This is a genomic window from Enterobacter cloacae complex sp. HYC042_NIDB, assembly GCF_056673315.1.
This window is the reverse complement of the sequence record NZ_CP109650.1, coordinates 4,046,234-4,063,966: the sequence shown is the minus strand read 5'-3', so window position 1 is coordinate 4,063,966 and position 17,733 is coordinate 4,046,234. Positions and strand designations below refer to the sequence as shown.

Here is a 17,733-nt window from a genome sequence, read left to right as displayed (position 1 = left end):
GCGCGTTAGCTGAATTTTTCTGCCATTTCGCCGAGGATCTGCTCGCACCAGGCCTGCAGGCGCTCGTCGCTGAGATCGTACTGATTAGTTTCATCCAGCGCGAGCCCGACAAACAGCTCGCCGTCGGCAATAATCGGCTTTTTACTGGTGAATTCATACCCTTCGGTTGGCCAGTAGCCAATAAACGCCGCCCCTTTTGGTGCCAGCTTATCGTGCAGCATGCCGAGTGCGTCCAGGAACCATTCGCCGTAGCCCAACTGGTCACCCATGCCGTACATCGCAATAATTTTACCGTCGAAATTGACTGAATCGAGCTGATCCCAGATGGCTTCCCAGTCTTCCTGTATCTCACCAAAATCCCAGGTTGGGATGCCCAGAATCAGCACATCGTACTGCTCCATCAAGGCGACCGCGTCATCTTTCAGGTTATGCAACGTCACCAGTTCCGGGCCAATGATGTCGCGAATTTTCTCCGCCGCCATTTCGGTGTAGCAGGTGCTGGAACCATAGAACAGACCAATATTCATCGCGTAACTATCTCAATTCTTGCTATGACTTTGCGCGTAGTGTACCAGAAACCGGTCGCAATCAGGCATAATGGCCTGACTGCAAAATCAAAGGGGCTGATGTGGAAAAGGATCTCGCACTCGTTGAACAGTTTCTCGACGCGCTGTGGCTTGAGAAAAATCTGGCCGAGAATACCCTCAGTGCCTACCGGCGCGATCTCACCATGCTGGTCGAGTGGCTGGCGCGTCGGGAGCTATCGCTTGCGAGCGCGCAAAGCGACGACCTGCAGGCGCTGCTCGCTGAACGCGTAGAAGGAGGGTACAAAGCCACCAGCTCTGCACGCTTGCTCAGCGCAATGCGTCGGCTTTTCCAGCATCTTTATCGGGAGAAGATTCGCGAAGACGATCCCAGCGCGCTGCTGGCGTCCCCGAAACTCCCGCAGCGGCTGCCGAAAGATCTCAGCGAAGCACAAGTTGAGAGATTATTACAGTCACCGGCTGTTGACCTGCCGCTGGAGTTACGCGATAAAGCCATGCTTGAGCTATTGTATGCTACCGGCTTGCGCGTTTCGGAACTGGTTGGCCTGACGATGAGCGACATCAGCCTTCGTCAGGGCGTGGTGCGCGTCATCGGTAAAGGAAACAAGGAAAGGCTGGTTCCGCTGGGAGAAGAGGCGGTTTACTGGCTGGAGACGTATCTTGAGCATGGCCGCCCCTGGCTGCTCAATGGCGCGTCTATCGACGTCCTGTTTCCGAGCCAGCGCGCGCAGCAGATGACGCGACAAACGTTCTGGCATCGCATCAAGCATTACGCCACACTGGCGGGTATCGACAGTGAAAAGCTTTCGCCGCACGTATTGCGTCACGCCTTCGCGACGCATCTGTTAAACCACGGCGCAGATTTACGCGTGGTGCAGATGCTGCTGGGACACAGCGATCTTTCAACGACGCAAATTTACACCCATGTCGCGACGGAACGCCTGCGGCAGCTACACCAACAGCACCACCCTCGTGCGTGAGTGCCGACAAATTGTAACAGGATCAATTATGAAAAAGTCTTTCGCGCTGTTCACCCTGCTGGCAGCCTCATTTACCGGCTTCGCCCATGCGGATGACGCCGCCATCAAACAGTCTCTGGCTAAGCTTGGCGTCACCAGCAGCGACATCCAGCCTGCGCCGGTTGCCGGTATGAAAACCGTACTGACCAACAGCGGCGTGCTGTACGTCACCGAAGACGGCAAACACTTTATTCAGGGACCGCTGTACGACGTGAGCGGCGCGCAGCCGGTAAACGTCACCAACCAGCTGCTGATGAAAAACCTGAACGCGCTCGAAAAAGAGATGATCGTCTATAAAGCGGCGCAGGAAAAACATGTGATTACCGTCTTCACCGACATCACCTGTGGCTACTGCCACAAGCTGCATGAACAGATGAAAGACTATAACGCGCTGGGCATTACCGTGCGTTACCTGGCCTTCCCGCGCGCAGGCGTACAGAGCAAGCCAGAGCAGGACATGAAAGCGATCTGGTGTGCCAAAGACCGCAACAAAGCGTTTGATGACGCGATGAACGGTAAAGACGTTAAGCCTGCCTCCTGCGACATCGACATTGCTAACCACTACGCGCTGGGCGTGCAGTTTGGCGTGAGCGGTACGCCAGCGATTGTCCTGAGTAACGGCTATGTCGTTCCGGGCTATCAGGGACCGAAAGAGATGAAAGAGTTTCTCGACGCGCACCAGAAACAGTTTGGTGGTAAATAATTCGCGTGAAAGCCCCCATCAAATTGCGCCGCCGCGAGGCGGTTGAACACGTTGATTTACCGGACGATCTCCCGCCGCTGCTAAAGCGCCTCTACGCAAGCCGCGGCGTGCGTCGCGCAGAGGATCTTGAGCGCAGCGTGAAAGGGATGCTGCCCTGGCAGCAGCTGAACGGTATCGAGAAAGCTACCGAAATGCTCTACAACGCGCTGCGTGAGGGAACGCGCATTGTGGTGGTAGGGGATTTCGACGCCGACGGCGCAACCAGCACCGCCCTGAGCGTGCTCAGCCTGCGCGCGCTGGGCTGTGATAATGTCACCTATCTGGTGCCGAACCGCTTTGAAGACGGCTATGGCCTAAGCCCGGAGGTGGTCGATCAGGCCCATGCCCGCGGTGCGCAGATGATCATGACCGTCGACAACGGGATCTCCTCCCATGCGGGCGTCGATCATGCTCACGCTTTGGGGATCCCGGTGCTGGTCACCGATCATCACCTGCCCGGCGATACGCTCCCCGCAGCAGAAGCGATTATTAACCCCAACCTGCGCGACTGCGATTTCCCGTCGAAATCCCTCGCCGGCGTGGGCGTGGCGTTTTATCTGATGCTGGCGTTGCGTACTCTCTTACGCGATAAGGGCTGGTTCGAATCCCGCGGCATTGCCGTTCCAAACCTGGCCGAATACCTCGACCTGGTGGCGCTGGGCACCGTGGCGGACGTGGTACCTCTTGATGCCAATAACCGCATTTTGACCTGGCAGGGCTTAAGCCGTATTCGCGCGGGCAAGTGCCGTCCCGGAATTAAGGCGCTGCTGGAGATTGCCAACCGCGATCCGCTCAAGCTGGCGGCAAGCGACCTGGGCTTTGCCCTCGGGCCGCGTCTGAACGCTGCCGGAAGGCTGGACGATATGTCCGTCGGCGTGGCGCTGCTGCTGTGCGACAACATCGGTGAAGCGCGCGTGCTGGCCAACGAGCTGGATGCCCTGAACCAGACCCGTAAAGAGATTGAGCAGGGGATGCAGGCCGAAGCGCTGACCCTGTGCGAAAAACTTGAGCGCAGCGGCGATACGCTGCCGGGCGGGCTGGCAATGTACCACCCCGAGTGGCATCAGGGCGTGGTCGGCATTCTGGCGTCGCGCATTAAAGAGCGCTTCCACCGTCCGGTGATCGCGTTTGCGCCCGCGGGTGACGGCACGCTGAAAGGCTCTGGCCGTTCGATTCAGGGGCTGCACATGCGCGATGCGCTGGAGCGTCTGGATACGCTTTATCCCGGTCTGATGATCAAGTTCGGCGGCCACGCGATGGCGGCAGGCTTGTCGCTGGAAGAGGCAAAGTTCGACGAGTTCCAGCGCCTGTTTGGCGAGCTGGTCACCGAGTGGATTGACCCGGCGTTGCTGCAGGGCGAAGTGGTCTCTGACGGTGAGCTGTCTGTCTCCGAAATGACGATGGAGGTCGCGCAGATGCTGCGCGATGCCGGTCCATGGGGGCAGATGTTCCCGGAACCGCTGTTCGACGGGCGATTCCGTCTGCTGCAGCAGCGTATCGTCGGCGAACGCCACCTGAAAGTGATGGTCGAGCCCGTGGGCGGCGGACCGCTGCTGGACGGCATCGCCTTCAACGTTGACACCTCCATCTGGCCGGACAACGGCGTGCGCGAGGTCGAGCTGGCGTACAAACTGGATATCAACGAGTTTCGCGGTAACCGCACCCTTCAGATCATCATCGACAATATCTGGCCAATTTAGCGGCAGTAATCTCTATAAAAAAGGGCGTGGATTCGGTACAATCCCGCTCTTATCACCGCATTTTGACAAGTCCATAAAAGAAAACAGACCATGTTTGAAATTAATCCGGTAAAAAACCGTATTCAGGACCTCACGGAGCGCTCTGACGTTCTTAGGGGGTATCTTTGACTACGATGCCAAGAAAGAGCGTCTTGAAGAAGTAAACGCCGAGCTGGAACAGCCGGACGTCTGGAACGAACCTGAACGCGCACAGGCGCTGGGTAAAGAGCGTTCCTCTCTCGAAGCTATCGTAGATACGTTGGATCAAATGGCTCAGGGGCTGGAAGACGTTTCCGGTTTGCTGGAGCTGGCCGTCGAAGCCGACGACGAAGAAACCTTTAACGAAGCCGTGGCAGAACTCGATGGGCTGGAAGAGAAGCTGGCACAGCTGGAATTCCGTCGCATGTTCTCCGGCGAATACGACAGCGCTGACTGCTATCTCGATATTCAGGCAGGTTCTGGCGGTACCGAAGCGCAGGACTGGGCCAGCATGCTGACGCGTATGTATCTGCGTTGGGCGGAAGCGCGCGGCTTTAAAACCGAAATTATCGAAGAGTCTGAAGGTGAAGTGGCCGGTATTAAATCCGTCACTATCAAGATCATTGGCGACTACGCCTACGGCTGGCTGCGTACCGAAACCGGCGTTCACCGCCTGGTGCGTAAGAGCCCGTTTGACTCCGGTGGTCGTCGTCATACCTCCTTCAGCTCCGCGTTTGTTTACCCGGAAGTTGACGAAGATATCGATATCGAAATTAACCCGGCGGACCTGCGTATTGACGTTTACCGCGCGTCCGGCGCGGGTGGTCAGCACGTTAACCGTACGGAATCTGCGGTGCGTATTACCCACATTCCAACCGGGCTGGTAACACAGTGCCAGAACGACCGTTCCCAGCATAAGAACAAAGACCAGGCCATGAAGCAGATGAAAGCGAAACTTTATGAGCTGGAGATGCAGAAGAAAAATGCTGAGAAACAGGCGATGGAAGACAACAAGTCCGACATCGGTTGGGGCAGCCAGATCCGTTCTTACGTCCTTGATGACTCCCGCATCAAAGACCTGCGTACCGGGGTTGAAACCCGCAACACGCAGGCGGTGCTGGACGGCAGCCTGGACCAATTTATCGAAGCAAGTTTGAAAGCAGGGTTATGAGGAACCAACATGTCTGAACAACAAGCACAGGGCGCTGACGCGGTAGTCGATCTTAACAACGAACTGAAAACCCGCCGCGAGAAGCTGGCAGCGCTGCGCGAGCAGGGCGTGCCGTTCCCGAACGATTTTCGTCGTGACCACACCTCAGACCAACTGCACGCTGACTTCGACGGTAAAGAGAACGAAGAGCTGGAAGCGCTGAACATCGAAGTGGCCGTTGCAGGCCGTATGATGACCCGCCGTATCATGGGTAAAGCCTCCTTCGTGACCTTGCAGGACGTCGGCGGCCGTATTCAGCTGTACGTTTCCCGTGACGACCTGCCGGAAGGCATCTACAACGAGCAGTTCAAGAAGTGGGACCTGGGCGATATCCTGGGCGCAAAAGGTAAACTGTTCAAAACCAAAACCGGTGAACTGTCTATCCACTGCACCGAGCTGCGTCTGCTGACCAAAGCCCTGCGCCCGCTGCCGGACAAGTTCCACGGCCTGCAGGATCAGGAAGCGCGCTATCGTCAGCGTTACCTGGATCTCATCTCTAACGATGAATCCCGCAAGACCTTCAAAATTCGCTCCCAGATCATGGCCGGTATTCGCCAGTTCATGGTCAACCGCGACTTTATGGAAGTGGAAACCCCGATGATGCAGGTGATCCCTGGCGGCGCGTCTGCGCGTCCGTTCATCACCCATCACAACGCCCTGGACCTGGACATGTACCTGCGTATCGCACCGGAACTGTACCTGAAGCGTCTGGTGGTCGGTGGTTTCGACCGCGTGTTTGAAATCAACCGTAACTTCCGTAACGAAGGTATCTCCGTTCGCCATAACCCAGAGTTCACCATGATGGAACTCTATATGGCGTACGCGGACTACAAAGATCTGATCGAGCTGACCGAATCCCTGTTCCGTACCCTGGCGCAGGACATTCTGGGCACCACGCAGGTTCCTTACGGTGAAGAAGTCTTCGACTTCGGCAAGCCGTTCGAAAAACTGACCATGCGCGAAGCGATCAAGAAGTACCGTCCGGAAACCAACATGGCGGATCTGGATAACTTCGACTCTGCGAAGGCCATCGCTGAAAGCATCGGCATCAAGGTTGAGAAGAGCTGGGGTCTGGGCCGTATCGTGACCGAGATCTTCGAAGAAGTGGCGGAAGCACACCTGATTCAGCCGACCTTCATTACCGAATACCCGGCTGAAGTCTCTCCGCTGGCGCGTCGTAATGACGAGAACCCGGAAATCACCGACCGTTTCGAATTCTTCATCGGCGGCCGTGAAATCGGCAACGGCTTTAGCGAGCTGAACGATGCGGAAGACCAGGCGCAGCGTTTCCAGGATCAGGTTGACGCGAAAGCAGCAGGCGATGACGAAGCGATGTTCTTCGACGAAGACTATGTGACCGCGCTGGAGCACGGCCTGCCGCCAACTGCAGGTCTGGGTATTGGTATCGACCGTATGGTGATGCTGTTCACCAACAGCCACACCATTCGTGACGTGATTCTGTTCCCGGCAATGCGCCCGGTGAAATAAGGCGTTACGTTGCTAAAAAAGCCCCGAAAGGGGCTTTTTTATTGCGCCGCGAACGCTCTCAGCGCGTCTCGCGCGACCGTTGCTTCCTGCACCATCCACGGGCTAAAGCTCCATGGGGCGGCGTCCAGCGCGCGGAATAACGACTCCAGCGTCACCCATTCAAATGCCATCACTTCATCATGGTTAATTCGCAGTTCGCTGGTGACGCGGGCAGCGAAGACCGGGCAAATCTCGTTTTCCACGATCCCGGAAGGATCCGTTTCGCGGTAGCGGAATTCTGAGGCGACAGGCGTAATCGCGGTAATTTCTGCGCCAATCTCATCGCGGCAGCGACGGATAATTGCCTCTTCCGTCCGTTCACCAGATTGAGGGTGACCGCAGACGGAGTTCGTCCAGACGCCCGGCCAGGCTTTTTTACTTAGTGCGCGTCGGGTTACCAGACACTCGCCTTCGGCGTTAAACAGCCAGGATGAGAACGCCAGATGCAGCGGGGTTTGGGCAGTATGCGCGGCGTATTTTTCCTGAGTGCCAATCACCATTCCCTGGTCATTAACCAAAATAACGTGTTCTTGAATACTCATTCATGCTCCAGTGCCAACGATGCGGATGGTTCTGCACCATCAACAGGGAGCATTATACGGCAATCTTATACGAACGGTTTGTTTCCAGGAGCGGAAAAGGGCTGACCCATATCTCTCAGGGCTGGTATCATAGTGCGCCATTCACGCTGACCGAGGATCTGTTTTGTTTGCAGGAAGCCTGACGAGAAATCCCATCATCGCCATCTTTTGCCTGACGCTGACGCTATTCCTGGCTGGCTGTTCAGGAAGCAAATCGTCGGATATGGGTAGCTATTCCGGTGCGGTCTATACCGTTAAGCGCGGGGATACGCTGTACCGGATTTCGCGCGCAACGGGGACCAGCGTGAAGGATCTGGCGCGCCTGAATAACATCTCTCCGCCGTACACCATCGAAGTGGGGCAAAAGCTCAAGGTGAACGGCAGTTCGTCCTCGGGCAAAAAATCCTCATCGAAAGGCAAAACCGCCAAAGTGACGCCGTCCTATCAGGTACCGCAATCGTCATGGCCGCCGGTTGGACAGCGCTGCTGGATTTGGCCTGCCAGCGGTAAAGTGGTCGCCCCTTACTCACTCTCTGAAGGTGGCAACAAGGGTATTGATATCGCCGCTGCGCGCGGTACGCCGGTTTATGCCTCCGGGGCAGGGAAGGTGGTTTATGTGGGTAACCAGCTGCGCGGCTACGGTAACCTCATCATGATTAAGCATGGCGAAGATTACATCACCGCCTACGCGCATAACGACACGATGCTGGTCAACAACGGCCAGAACGTGAAGGCGGGGCAGAAGATAGCCACCATGGGCAGCACCGGTACCGATTCGGTGAAGCTGCACTTCCAGATCCGCTATAAGGCGACGGCCATCGATCCGCAGCGTTACCTTCCTGCGCCCGGCAGCAAACCGAAGTGCTAAGTGATTATTTAATCGCCGGTTAGTTGTGAAGAGGCTTGTATGAAGGTGCGTAAGGTCTATAATGCCTTACGCACCTCAAAGCGGGCGTAGTTCAATGGTAGAACGAGAGCTTCCCAAGCTCTATACGAGGGTTCGATTCCCTTCGCCCGCTCCAAACTCACCTCCCCTGAAGTCTACCAAACTCAATTTTTCCTTGATAAATCAGTAGTTATAGCATTCTATTAGTCTATTGAACTCAATTGTACTCCCTCAGGGTCAAGCTTAATGTGGGGGTATGGATGGGGGTATAATTGTACCCCCTGCTGAGAGGTACCCCCAATGAAGCTGACAGCGCGTCAGGTTGAAACTGCAAAACCTAAAGATAAGCCCTACAAACTCGCTGACGGTGGTGGTCTTTACCTGCTGGTTAATCCCAACGGTAAAAGATACTGGCGTCTCAAATACCGTTCGCTAGGTAAAGAGAAACTGCTCGCTATTGGCGTTTATCCTGATGTTTCTTTAGCTGAGGCGAGAAGTAAGCGAGAGGATGCAAAAAGAACATTAGCTGCTGGTAACGATCCCTCTCTTGAACGAAAAATTGAGAAACTTAGTCGTCAACAAGACGCTGAAAACTCGTTTGAGGCTATCACACGGGAGTGGTATCAGCGTCGCTATGACCGCTGGTCTGTCTCCTACCGCGAAGAAATGCTGAGAACCTTTGAAAAGGATGTGTTCCCTTATATCGGTCACAGGCCAATCAAAGATATCAAGCCGATGGAGCTGCTTGCTGTTCTTTCAAAAATAGAAGCACGAGGAGCAACTGAGAAGGTCCGTAAGGTTCGCCAGCGTTGTGGAGAGGTCTGGAAGTATGCCGTTGTGACTGGCAGGGCCGAGTACAATCCAGCACCAGATCTAGCCAGCGCCGTGACTCCTCATGAGAAAGAGCACTATGCTTTTTTAACCCAGGATGAATTGCCAGAGTTTCTTCGGACTCTGAACACCTATGCTGGTAGTGTGCTTGTTAAGATTGCGATGCAATTACTTATTCTGACAGGAGTAAGGCCTGGGGAGTTGAGGCAAGCGGAGTGGCAGGAATTTGATTTTGAGCGGAAGGTTTGGAACGTGCCAGCAGAGCGAATGAAAATGCGCCGCCCTCATCTGGTTCCGTTATCAAGCCAGGTAATTGACCTGCTTAATCAGCTTAAACCCATGACTGGAGCAGGAACGTTGCTGTTCCCAGGACGTAATAATCCTAAGAAACCGATGAGTGATATGGCATTGACTGTATTGGTAAGGCGCATCGGCTATGCAGGACGCGTTACAGGGCATGGATTCCGCCACACGATGAGTACCATTTTGCATGAGCAGGGATTCAACTCGGCCTGGATTGAGTTACAGCTGGCTCATGTCGATAAGAACTCAATTCGTGGAACATATAATCACGCTCAATACTTGGAAGGGCGGAGGGAAATGATGCAGTGGTATGCGGATTATATAAGCCAACTCGAAAAATCGAAACTAATACATGCCTCTTAATAATATTTGTTAATGAGAGGATTGTTCTTTTATGAACAAGGGAAAAATTATCCGTAGAGCGCTTACTCAGGAAAGCGCTCCAGAACAAAAATTCTATTTTTTTTGTTGCTGATGGAAAATCGCGCTGCTTATGGTTTTTAAAAGTTTTTTTCTTTGCTGAAGCATCAGTAACAAAAGTGCGGCTTTTCCATTTTTTTGAGGGCGACAAGCTGATTTCGTCATAATGAGAACGAATCATTTTGTAAGCGCCACTCAGTTCAATCGCCAAAGTTTCTTTCAGAAGTACACTAAAACCTTTCAATTGGCTAATACCAATCTTCTTCTAGGATTTATCATCTGTAGGGTTAGTCCTATGGGCAAAAAATAATCACAGTACAAAACCATTATCTTTTCACGCATCTAGCGGTCACGCCGCAGAGTTTCCTTTTTGGCATCATTTGCATGCTGATAATAAGCAGCCATATAGCCACGCGATTAAATTACCGGATGGCCGTTTCGGTTAGATCCGACTTTCTTGCTTATTTCAACTTTCCGGAAGTGTACCACGGCGGAGAGATAAGCAAAGCGCCTTTATCGGCCGTAGGGCGCGGGATAAGGACCAGGGCCTGAAACCACAACATATATGAGAATAATCAACTGAAAGCGTGGCACATATTGCGCCCCCGGCTCCGCAGTTTGAGGCGGCTTACCGTGACCTGCTTGGCATCCGGACGGAAGATGATCTGACCCGGATTTTACTGCGTAATGCGCAGTACCTTCGCATGCGTGCCAGCCAGGCTCTGCCGCGGGGACAGCAGTTCTACGGGGGGACAGCCCTCTATTTTGCCCTGTTCTGTGACGTTGACAGCCGGGATGAGCAGAGCATCGAAGCCTTCTGGGCCTGCATAGCCCGCTTCTGGGGCGCGTGGTACCGCCGTCAGGATTATTACAGTCAGATTAACCAGCTGCGCAGTATCATGGGTCTTGATCCCGCAGAACGCCTCTTTGAGGCACAGGCAAAAGGTTTTTACAGCCAGGCAGAGATTTTTGAGGACGAAAGCGGTGAAAAGGGACTGAGGCAGGTTCTGCTGACGCTGCGTACCGCGAACACCCGTGCGCTGCCGCCTGACGCCATCAAAGCGTTCAGCCTGCCTTACTGCAATGGCCACATTCTGACGCCTGATCCGGGGTATGGCGAGCCGCTTATTTTCCAGAACAGCGTTTTGGGAATGGGCTTCCGGTTCAGGGAAGGCACCAGCTCCCTGCATTGTTACAGCGTGGAGGACGCCCGTATCGGAGACACCCAGACGCTCAGCGAACTGGCCAGTGCCCTGGTCGATGGCGTCGATGAAACACTCCGTGCTTATGCCCATACCATCCCGGTCAGTCAGGCGTGATTTTCGTAAAGGCCACCACCGTGTGGCCTTTCTTCTTTTATCTGAACAGGTTTTTATTCAGGAGAAGAGATGTTCCTCAAGGCCAGCGCTTTCATGCGTAAACCCTGCAAGTTTGAGGCTGTCTATCACATGCGAAGGATAGTTACGCCGTCCAATACTTTGAGACCAGATCTCTGATAACTCAGCCTCAAGAGCCTGCGCACTACCTGAAAAAGCGGCGGTCACCTCTTTTTTGTAATATTCGTAGCGACGGTCATGTTCTTCACTGAAATGAAAACGCCGGATATCCATTAATGCCTGTAGTCCGGCGACTCTTTCTGCAGTTGCCCACTGCATAAAACTGGCAAGTGAGGATTTGGTGTCTCTCATCATTTTAATTTCATGCTTCGTCGCTTCCAGTAAACTCACCGGTTTTATCGGTGAATCACTAACACTGGATATGTCATTACGTAATTCATCCTTCAGAGCATCGCGATCCCATGCCATTTTCCAGACGTCAATGAGAGTAATCAAATCTGTCATGGTCAATCCCGGAACAGTTACGGGCAGACCGATAATTCGTGCCAGCTCTCTGCAACTCTGAATCTTGTTCAATGCCTCTGTCAGTTCCTTGCTGCCGATGTCGTATTCAGATTTGATAGTTTGTATGATGTCATCAAGGCCTGCAGCCGGATCGGACCATAAATGCCGTGGCGGTAACTGAACGGCAATAGCATGAAGATCTTCACGACTGAGATTTTTGGTGAAAACACCGGTGGAGTATTCCCTCCCTAGCCACTCAGTCAACCCGGCTAGTTCTTCCAGTTGCTGACGAATGACACGGAATTGATCACGCAGGACCAATACATTGATAACACTGACATCTGTCAGATGTTTCCTGGCTTCAGTACTGTAACTGTAGCGAAACGTCTGACCGGTGGGATCTGTTTCACCAATACAGCGAATGAGAGGTTCCAGCGCTGACACCTTTTCCTTATAACGCCGATCAAACGCGACTGCATGGCCTGAAAAAAAAGCCCACAGGTTCATAATATCGTGCTGATTCAGCACTTTTTCTATGTCTGCCTCAGGCGCAAGCGGCTGTTTTCTTAGTTTCGCAAGCTGACTGAGATCCTCTATCTGCCCCTTTATAGTCAGTTCCACAGAGTGTCGCAGATTGAAACAGATAGGATAAATAAGCGTATCCAGCACTGCTTTGTGTCCCGTTTTGTGTCCCGTTGTCAGGGCATCAATAAGCAGGAATACGCTGTCAGCGAAGCCATCAGCGTAGTAATAAAGGTCCGGACAACCGTTATCTCCCACGCAGGCATTGTATGCCCCCAGTTCATAATCTCCCCGGAACAGGGCATTCCAGTTCCATTGAGGCATCTTTAAATCAGAGTTTCCGTTATCTATCGTTCGCTCAACCATATGCATCCCCTCTCTGTGTAAAACTTCCGTTATAAACTGTCCATACAACGTCAGAAGGATTATCCCGTCTGACAATGACTTAGTACAACACAAATAGGGAGGCGGTTGTTGATAGGCACGCGGATCCGGAACTCAGGGTTTTCGGATCTGCGGAGAAATGAGAGGGAACAGGCGTTGCTGTAGCGCCGAACTCATCACTTTCAGTAATTCATAATGCATCACAACTTTCTTCATCAAAACAAAATGATTAATAGCTAATAATAAAATGCTAGGTTAGCATGATGAGCAAAACAAAGATGAAAGGAATGATGATGCTCAGCCAGCTTAACCTGCGTTTTCATAAAAAGCTGATCGAGGCGCTGAAAGTGCGTGCCGGTCGCGAAAATACTTCGGTCAACGCCCTGGCCGAACGCTTCCTCGATGACGGCCTGAAAACGGTCGCGCCCGGCGACGGGTATTTTCAGCTGGTCGCCGATCCGGATGCCACCGTCCGGCAGCTGTACCGGCATATCATTCTCGGCCAGACCGTCGGCACTGCTCCGGTATCCCGGGATGAGCTGCGCTTCATCCTGGCCTGTGCCCGTGAGGCCTTTATTGGCGGCCGGAACAGGCTGGCCACACTTCCTGCCCTGGGCACGCTGCTCGACATCACCCGCGACCTGCTGGCCTGGCAGGTTGAGAACGACCGTCCGGTTGACGGCCACTACCTGAAGGGGATCTTCCGCCTGACCGGAGAAAACTGGACGGAAGAGTTTGACGCCTTCCGGGCAGCGCTGCGCCCGGTTGTGGATCAGATGTATGCCGAACACCTTCTGCGTCCGCTGGAGAGCGACTGCTTTAACCTCGCCGATATTCCCGACAGTGCACTCGCCGGGATTTTCACCCTGCCGCGTCTGAAAGCCGTTTTCCCGCTGATGCTGCGCGGGCTGGACTGGAGCGGGGAGAAGGCCCGAGATCTGGCTCAGGAGCTGCGCCCGGTGATCCCGGCCGTCACGCAAACCATTGAAGCCGGCACGCTGCGCATTGAGATCCGCATTGACGGCCAGCATCCCGGAGAACGCCCTGGTGCCTGGTACACCACGCCCCGTCTGCACCTGCTGATCACCGGTCAGGACTTTGTAGTGCCGTACGGATGGGAGACCTTCTCCGAACTGCTGGGCCTGTTCACACTGTATACCCGGTATCCTGAAGCTCTGGCGCACGGCCATCAGGGGGAGCGCGTGATGTTCTCCCCGCCTGGGCACGTATCAAAAGAGGGATTCTTCGGGATAGACGGCCTGCGGATTTTTATGCCGGCAGAGGCCTTTGAGACGCTGGTCCGGGAGCTCAGCACACGATGCTCGGTAGACACGCTGGCGGAGGCCCTGACCGGACTGCGCTGCCTGTACGGAGATCTGTAGATGGCGACTGAAAATGTACAGTCCCGCGCCGGCTTTGAAGGCCCAGTACTGAAAGCTGAAGATGACCGTTACGGGTATACGGCGATAGCAGAGGGGCTGGCCCACAGCATCAGCGCTCTGGATGAAAATGTCAGTACCGTCATAGGTATCGAAGGACAGTGGGGTTCCGGCAAAACCAGCCTGCTGAACTTACTGACAGAACAACTGAAGAATCAGGTCCCGGCCACCACGCAAATTGTGGTTTTCTCTCCATGGGTCAACTCACCGGATGAAAGCCCGGTAAACGCGCTGATGATGACCATCGCGGCCAGGCTGGCGAAGCTGGATACGTCGGCCATGGCGCAGGCTGGAAAGGCAGTGCCCCTTGCAGAGAATATCCTTAACTACGCGCAGCAGACCTCGCGCCGGCTTGCGCCTGTGACCCGATTCGCCGGTAATTTTGTTCCGGGTCTGGGGCTTGTCGCCGATGGCATGGACGCCCTTGCGGAAACCAGCCTGAAGGGACGGGAACAGACTGCGGCTGAACTCCGGGCTGATATTGAAGGTAAAATCGCTGCCCTGGGCGTCAGCTTTATCGTCGTGATTGACGATCTTGATCGTCTGGAGCCAGCGCAGGCGGTGGAAGTGCTTCGTATGGTACGGTCGGTCGCGGACTTCTCGCGATTCCGCTACGTCATGTGCTATGACCGGGACGTCCTGGCGCATGCGGTTGAATCTGGTCTCGGTGTGCAGAACGGAAAACGCTATCTGCAGAAAATTATTCCGTTGTCGTTCAGTTTGCCCCGACCGGAAAACTTCTCTTTACGCAGGGAGCTTCACCGGGGAGCCATGACTGTCTGGCAGGAAATATCCGGTCCTGTAACTGATAATGAGGCTTTACAACTCCTTTCTCGCTATGTGGATGTCTATGGTGAGGGGCTCAGGACGCCCCGTGAAGTCAATCAGGTACTGAACGCAATCCGGTTCCGCTATCCAGGGCTGCGTGATTATGTATTTTTTCCCGACCTGTGCCTGCTTCAGCTGATTTCAGTGGTTAACCCTCTCTTCGCCGGCTGGGTGGAGCACTACCTCACCGTATGGTCTGTGGTAGAAAACCGGGACGGCATTGCACATGAAGAAGAACAGAAAGCCCTGATCGCTGAACTGACTGAAGCTCTGAGGGAATTTGGCAGGACCCGCGCTGCTTCGGTATGGGAACTCCGTGCCTGGTTGCCGGGTGTGTCCGGGTTTGATCCTGATCATCTCGGGCTGTTCGATGCGATTACCCTGCAGGATACTGAACGCTATCGTCTGAAGCGGAGGCTGTGCAGCAGTGAATACTGGAGCTATTACTTTTCATATTCTTCACCTCAGAACGTCATGTCTGATGCGGAAATTAGCAACATCATACAGCTGGCCGCGAGTGATTATTCCGCTCTGAAAAAGCGACTACTGAAGAGTGTCACCAGTAACGGTGTATCATCCCGGACCTGGTTTGAACACATTCTTACGCGTCTTTCTCCTTCCGTTACGGCCAAAGCAGAAGTCAGCGCGAAGCGCAATTTGGTAAAATTTTTCTTCACCTGTAGTGACCAGGTTCTGCCATGGTACAGGGCGAGGGATATATTCTATCGCCAGGAGAAAATCGGTATCGATGGTCTTGTCAGCCAGCTGGCTCAACAGATGCTTGATAAGCGGCGCAGCCAGGCAATTCAATTGATAACCCGTTGTTTCCGGCATACCCGCGCATTTGTTTGGGCGACAGTCTTTCTGCGCAATATTCGGGATAACTCCGGTCAGGGCGACGCTGTTTTCACTCAGGATGAAATAACCCTTTTTAGCAATGCGCTAAATGAGCGGTTGCAGGAGAAACACATTCAGAAAAAAATGCCAGATGTACCGTATCTGGCAACTTTCCTGTACGCATGGCGTGACATAGCAGACGAGCAAACCGTCGCGCAGTGGGTCTCAGGAGTAGACCTGTCAGACCGTGATTTTCTGAAGATGTTACTTAATCTGCGCACGGCGGTCAGCAGCAGTAATCAGGGTGATTATCTGCGGCTTGACCTGGATGTGATCAGTACTGTTTTTGGTATCACAGGACTTATGGAACGGTTTGAATATATAAAGGCCAGGCAGGAAGCCAGCCTGGCGGGTATGATAAGCGAGGTTGAAGACGCCATCTTACTTAATAAAGATACTATCTGAAGCTTTCACTATAATGTTAACTGGCTACGCTCATTCGCAAGAGGGTATTAATTCCTTCCGGACCGGAGTGCATTGGGGTAATAAATGTCCGCTGCGTGCCAGATATAGTCATTCACACCCTGAGAGTTACACTTTTAAGTGATTCAGGGTATGCGCTTATTGGTTACGAATATTGTGCCAGAATCATGTGATTTGATGATTGCCGCTTTGCTTTCGAGCCAGTAAGTGCTCCACGTTCGCTAACGAATACTCAGGGCATGCAGAAAAACTGCTGACTATATTTCTTTCGAAGAGCGTGGAATGCATACCAATCCCCGATAAAAAGGAGTTGGTGATGACTGCGAAAGATCAGTTTGCTGCTCATGTTGGTTTGGACTGGGCGGATAAAAAACACGATGTCTGCGTTCAGTTTAAAAACGGTGATCGCATATTTCATGTGATTGAACATACGCCTGAGGCACTTGATATCTGGCTCAATGAGTTACACCAGAGGGCGAAAGGCAGGATTGCTATTGCCGTTGAGCTGAAGAAAGGCCCGGTGGTGTATGCCCTCCAGAAGTACCCATTTGTCACTGTTTTTCCAGTACACGCGTTGTCACTGGCCCGCTACCGACAGGCTTTCTGGCCCAGCGGTGCGAAGGATGATCCGCAGGATGCTGAGTTGGCATTAGACCTGATGCTACGTTATCCCCACAAGATAAAAGCCATTGAAGCCGACAATCCGGATATCCGATTACTCCAGCAATTAGTTGAGCAGCGCCGACTGCTGCTCGAAGACAAGCGTCGCTTTGTTAATCGGCTCATCAATACGCTTAAGCAGTATTACCCCCAGCCTCTGGAATGGTTCTCCCATCGGGACAGCTCACTGTTCTGCGAGTTAATCATTCGATGGCCGAGTCTGCAACAACTCAAACGGGCTCGCAGCGATACTGTCCGTCATTTTATGAATGCTAAAGGTGGTCCTGCTGTTGCATATACCGAACAGCGGGTTGCAAGTATTGCCAGCGCTATTCCCCTGACCACAGATAAAACTGTCATCGAGGCAAATGCATTGATGGCAACAGCACTTGCATCCCAAATCAAACTGACAGGCGACCTAATCAGAACCTACGATGAACGAATTGAATCCTTATTCGATACGCTTCCGGATGCAGAACTGTTCAAATCACTTCCTGGAATGGGACCGTGTATGGGCCCACGGATGCTTGCAGCACTGGGTGATAACCGCAACCGTTTCAACAGCGCCGAAGAAATTCAAAACTACGCTGGCATCGCACCAGTAACCGAGCGAAGTGGTCAAAAATCCTGGGTACACTGGCGTTGGCAGTGCGCGAAGTTCGTCCGGCAGACATTCGTGGAATGGACTGCGAAGACGGTTAACTCATCGTACTGGGCCAGACTTTATTACCAGGGCCAGCGAGAAAAAGGGAAATCTCATCAGTCAGCAATCCGGGCTCTGGCATTTAAATGGATAAGGATCATTTACCGCTGCTGGAAGACCAGAACCCGGTACGACGAAGCGAAATATATGCTGGCACTGGAAGCGCGGAAGTCGCCCTTACTGAAGCCATAAAAAGCTTGTCGAATGTCTCAGGGCGTGAAGCGGACATTCATTGTACAGATTTGTTGAGCTCA

Annotated in this window: 14 protein-coding genes and 1 tRNA gene; 12 read left to right on the top strand and 3 right to left on the bottom strand. The window is 53.4% G+C overall.

The annotated features are described in order from the left end of the window. Positions 1-5: 5 nt before the first annotated feature. A complete protein-coding gene (gene fldB / locus OKF39_RS19390; protein ID WP_028014321.1) occupies positions 6-527 on the bottom strand; it encodes a flavodoxin FldB in 522 nt (173 codons plus the stop codon). Positions 528-628: 101 nt separating this feature from the next. Between fldB and xerD the strand changes: the two genes are divergently transcribed. From xerD to lysS, 5 genes are all read left to right on the top strand, one after another. Next, entirely contained in the window at positions 629-1,525 is an 897-nt protein-coding gene (gene xerD, locus OKF39_RS19385) for a site-specific tyrosine recombinase XerD (RefSeq protein ID WP_028014320.1), read from the top strand. Positions 1,526-1,553: 28 nt separating this feature from the next. Then, positions 1,554-2,267: a bifunctional protein-disulfide isomerase/oxidoreductase DsbC gene (gene dsbC / locus OKF39_RS19380; RefSeq protein WP_049136419.1), complete on the top strand. Its 714-nt coding sequence runs from the start codon at positions 1,554-1,556 to the stop codon at positions 2,265-2,267. A gap of 5 nt (positions 2,268-2,272) precedes the next feature. Beyond that, positions 2,273-4,006 carry a single-stranded-DNA-specific exonuclease RecJ gene (recJ, locus tag OKF39_RS19375; protein ID WP_041908356.1) on the top strand — a complete coding sequence of 578 codons (1,734 nt, stop codon included), beginning with the start codon at positions 2,273-2,275 and terminating at the stop codon, positions 4,004-4,006. 90 nt (positions 4,007-4,096) lie between these two features. Continuing rightward, positions 4,097-5,195, top strand: a protein-coding gene (prfB, locus tag OKF39_RS19370) for a peptide chain release factor 2 (protein WP_100170824.1) whose coding sequence is annotated in 2 segments (ribosomal slippage) — positions 4,097-4,171 and positions 4,173-5,195 — 1,098 coding nt in all. Because the reading frame shifts where the segments join, the coding sequence is not laid out codon by codon here. A 9-nt stretch (positions 5,196-5,204) separates the two neighbouring features. After that, positions 5,205-6,722, top strand: coding sequence for a lysine--tRNA ligase (gene lysS / locus OKF39_RS19365; protein WP_014885130.1), 1,518 nt, complete (start codon positions 5,205-5,207; stop codon positions 6,720-6,722). 38 nt (positions 6,723-6,760) lie between these two features. Here lysS and idi read toward each other — a convergent pair whose 3' ends face one another. Continuing rightward, the gene (gene idi / locus OKF39_RS19360; protein WP_041908358.1) at positions 6,761-7,303 is read right to left on the bottom strand and encodes an isopentenyl-diphosphate Delta-isomerase; all 543 of its coding nucleotides are present in this window, start codon (positions 7,301-7,303) and stop codon (positions 6,761-6,763) included. Between the two features lie 163 nt (positions 7,304-7,466). Here idi and actS point away from each other — a divergent pair, with 163 nt between their 5' ends. The 4 genes from actS to OKF39_RS19340 all read left to right on the top strand — a co-directional run bounded on the left by actS (position 7,467) and on the right by OKF39_RS19340 (position 11,101). Then, positions 7,467-8,210, top strand: coding sequence for an amidase activator ActS (gene actS / locus OKF39_RS19355; protein ID WP_069732742.1), 744 nt, complete (start codon positions 7,467-7,469; stop codon positions 8,208-8,210). A gap of 80 nt (positions 8,211-8,290) precedes the next feature. Continuing rightward, positions 8,291-8,364, top strand: a tRNA-Gly gene (locus tag OKF39_RS19350). 164 nt (positions 8,365-8,528) lie between these two features. Then, positions 8,529-9,725, top strand: a complete 1,197-nt coding sequence (locus tag OKF39_RS19345; protein ID WP_348568496.1) for a tyrosine-type recombinase/integrase — start codon at positions 8,529-8,531, stop codon at positions 9,723-9,725. Positions 9,726-10,369: 644 nt separating this feature from the next. Next, positions 10,370-11,101 carry a hypothetical protein gene (locus OKF39_RS19340; RefSeq protein ID WP_479983265.1) on the top strand — a complete coding sequence of 244 codons (732 nt, stop codon included), beginning with the start codon at positions 10,370-10,372 and terminating at the stop codon, positions 11,099-11,101. Between the two features lie 57 nt (positions 11,102-11,158). Here OKF39_RS19340 and OKF39_RS19335 read toward each other — a convergent pair whose 3' ends face one another. Further along, a complete protein-coding gene (locus OKF39_RS19335) occupies positions 11,159-12,511 on the bottom strand; it encodes a hypothetical protein (RefSeq protein WP_473705192.1) in 1,353 nt (450 codons plus the stop codon). A gap of 311 nt (positions 12,512-12,822) precedes the next feature. On the opposite strand from OKF39_RS19335, the gene pifC reads away from it, so the two are divergent. From pifC to OKF39_RS19320, 3 genes are all read left to right on the top strand, one after another. Next, positions 12,823-13,911 carry a transcriptional repressor PifC gene (gene pifC / locus OKF39_RS19330; RefSeq protein WP_473705208.1) on the top strand — a complete coding sequence of 363 codons (1,089 nt, stop codon included), beginning with the start codon at positions 12,823-12,825 and terminating at the stop codon, positions 13,909-13,911. Beyond that, positions 13,912-16,098 carry a KAP family P-loop NTPase fold protein gene (locus OKF39_RS19325; protein WP_473705194.1) on the top strand — a complete coding sequence of 729 codons (2,187 nt, stop codon included), beginning with the start codon at positions 13,912-13,914 and terminating at the stop codon, positions 16,096-16,098. It begins immediately after the preceding gene. A 334-nt stretch (positions 16,099-16,432) separates the two neighbouring features. Next, positions 16,433-17,671, top strand: coding sequence for an IS110 family RNA-guided transposase (locus tag OKF39_RS19320; RefSeq protein ID WP_473705195.1), 1,239 nt, complete (start codon positions 16,433-16,435; stop codon positions 17,669-17,671). The last annotated feature ends 62 nt before the right edge of the window (positions 17,672-17,733 follow it).

Excerpts from the sequence above, each read along its gene's own strand:
- fldB (WP_028014321.1), bottom strand. The coding sequence starts at position 527 with ATGAATATTGGTCTGTTCTATGGTTCCAGCACCTGCTACACCGAAATG.
- dsbC (WP_049136419.1), top strand. The coding sequence starts at position 1,554 with ATGAAAAAGTCTTTCGCGCTGTTCACCCTGCTGGCAGCCTCATTTACC.
- lysS (WP_014885130.1), top strand. The coding sequence starts at position 5,205 with ATGTCTGAACAACAAGCACAGGGCGCTGACGCGGTAGTCGATCTTAAC.
- idi (WP_041908358.1), bottom strand. The coding sequence starts at position 7,303 with ATGAGTATTCAAGAACACGTTATTTTGGTTAATGACCAGGGAATGGTG.
- OKF39_RS19345 (WP_348568496.1), top strand. The coding sequence starts at position 8,529 with ATGAAGCTGACAGCGCGTCAGGTTGAAACTGCAAAACCTAAAGATAAG.
- OKF39_RS19335 (WP_473705192.1), bottom strand. The coding sequence starts at position 12,511 with ATGGTTGAGCGAACGATAGATAACGGAAACTCTGATTTAAAGATGCCT.
- pifC (WP_473705208.1), top strand. The coding sequence starts at position 12,823 with ATGCTCAGCCAGCTTAACCTGCGTTTTCATAAAAAGCTGATCGAGGCG.
- OKF39_RS19325 (WP_473705194.1), top strand. The coding sequence starts at position 13,912 with ATGGCGACTGAAAATGTACAGTCCCGCGCCGGCTTTGAAGGCCCAGTA.
- OKF39_RS19320 (WP_473705195.1), top strand. The coding sequence starts at position 16,433 with ATGACTGCGAAAGATCAGTTTGCTGCTCATGTTGGTTTGGACTGGGCG.